Here is a 1,875-nt window from a genome sequence, read left to right on the forward strand (position 1 = left end):
CCCACGGCCTTCGGCCAGAACCCAAAACAGACTTATACATAACGATGAGGGCTCAAGCCTGGGAACGATCAACCACCGAATTTGAACAAACGGAAACCCCATGGACCTGACACCACGCGAAAAAGACAAGCTGCTGATCTTCACCGCCGGACTGGTCGCCGAACGGCGTCTGGCACGCGGTGTGAAGCTCAATTACCCGGAAGCCATGGCCTACATCTCTGCGGCACTGCTCGAAGGTGCGCGTGACGGACAGACCGTCGCTGAGCTCATGCACTACGGCACGACCCTGCTGAGCCGCGATCAGGTCATGGAAGGTATCGCGGAAATGATCCCGGAGATTCAGGTGGAAGCCACCTTTCCGGACGGCACCAAACTCGTCACCGTGCATCAGCCGATTGCCTGAAGGAGTGATCATGCAGGACGTGATTCGCGATGCCCTGCCGGACGATCTGCCGGGCATTCTGGAGATCTACAACGACGCAGTGCTCAATACCACGGCTATCTGGAACGAGCAGCCGGTTGATCTGGCCAACCGCCAGGCATGGTACGCCGCTCGCCAGAGTCAGGGTTATCCGATTCTGGTGGCCACCGACACCGCAGGCGAAGTGCTCGGCTATTCGTCGTTTGGCGACTGGCGGCCGTTCGAAGGCTTTCGCCATACGGTCGAGCATTCGGTTTACGTGCGCGCTGACCAGCGTGGCAAACGCTTGGGCCCGCGTCTGATGGCCGCCTTGATCGAGCGCGCCCGTGCCTGTGACAAGCACATGATGGTCGCGGCGATCGAAAGTGGTAACGCTGCGTCCATCGCCCTGCATGATCGCCTGGGTTTCAAGACCACCGGACAAATGCCTCAGGTCGGCACCAAATTCGGCCGCTGGCTGGACCTGACCTTCATGCAGCTCGACCTGTCGCCCGGTGCTCAGCCACCGGCTTCGCAAGCCCCCTCCGCCCTTTAGAGAGCACGCCATGAATCCAGCACAGCTGCGCCGCGTCACCGCCGAAAGCTTCGCGCATTACCGCCAGGGTCTGGCGCAATTGTTGTTCGATACGGTTCATGATGGCGCGTCGGTCGGTTTCATGGCCGACCTCGACATGGCGCAGGCCTACGGCTGGTGCGACGGGCTCAGAGCCGATGTCGCCGCTGGCTCTCTGCTGCTGTGGGTGGTGGTCGAGAACGAGAACGTCTTGGCCAGTGCGCAACTGTCGCTGTGCCAGAAGCCCAACGGCCTGAACCGCGCCGAAGTNNCAGAAACTGATGGTGCTGCCTGCGGCGCGCGGGCGTGGCCTGGGCAGGCAATTGATGGAGGCCGTTGAACAGGCGGCCGTGAAACACAAACGTGGGCTGTTGCACCTGGACACCGAAGCAGGCTCGGCGGCTGAAGCCTTCTACAGCGCGCTGGCCTACCACCGTGTCGGTGAGCTGCCGGGTTATTGCGCCACACCGGACGGGCGCCTGCATCCCACCGCCATTTATTTCAAAACCTTGGGGCAACTGACATGATCCCTGGTCAATACCAGATCCAGCCCGGCGACATCGAACTCAACGCCGGACGCCGCACCCTCAGCCTGACCGTCGCCAACAGCGGCGACCGGCCGATTCAGGTGGGCTCGCATTTCCACTTTTTCGAAACCAACGACGCACTGACCTTCGACCGCGCCGCCAGCCGCGGCATGCGCCTGAATATCCCGGCCGGCACCGCCGTGCGCTTCGAGCCGGGCCAGTCCCGTGAAGTCGAGCTGGTGGACCTGGCCGGATTGCGCAAGGTCTACGGCTTTGCCGGACGGGTAATGGGCGATCTGGATTGAAGCCTTTTTGAATACCGTTCCTACGCTCCGCGTTCATCGTTACATACAAGTCTGCTTTTGATTCTGGCC

Annotated in this window: 3 protein-coding genes and 1 pseudogene; all 4 read left to right on the forward strand. The window is 61.5% G+C overall.

The features are described 5' to 3' along the window. Positions 1 to 100 precede the first annotated feature (100 nt). Entirely contained in the window at positions 101 to 403 is a 303-nt protein-coding gene (gene ureA, locus ALO64_RS08265; RefSeq protein ID WP_003317023.1) for an urease subunit gamma, read from the forward strand. 10 nt (positions 404 to 413) lie between these two features. Continuing rightward, positions 414 to 956 (forward strand): GNAT family N-acetyltransferase, encoded by a 543-nt coding sequence (locus ALO64_RS08270; RefSeq protein ID WP_003368884.1) that lies wholly within the window; start codon positions 414 to 416, stop codon positions 954 to 956. 10 nt (positions 957 to 966) lie between these two features. Further along, positions 967 to 1,501, forward strand: a pseudogene (locus tag ALO64_RS08275) (N-acetyltransferase family protein). Further along, positions 1,498 to 1,806, forward strand: coding sequence for an urease subunit beta (locus tag ALO64_RS08280; RefSeq protein ID WP_002555403.1), 309 nt, complete (start codon positions 1,498 to 1,500; stop codon positions 1,804 to 1,806). Before ALO64_RS08275 ends, ALO64_RS08280 begins: the two are co-directional and overlap by 4 nt. Positions 1,807 to 1,875: the final 69 nt, after the last annotated feature.

It is taken from the genome of Pseudomonas meliae (assembly GCF_001400515.1).
GTDB classification, from domain to species: Bacteria; Pseudomonadota; Gammaproteobacteria; order Pseudomonadales; family Pseudomonadaceae; genus Aquipseudomonas; species Aquipseudomonas amygdali.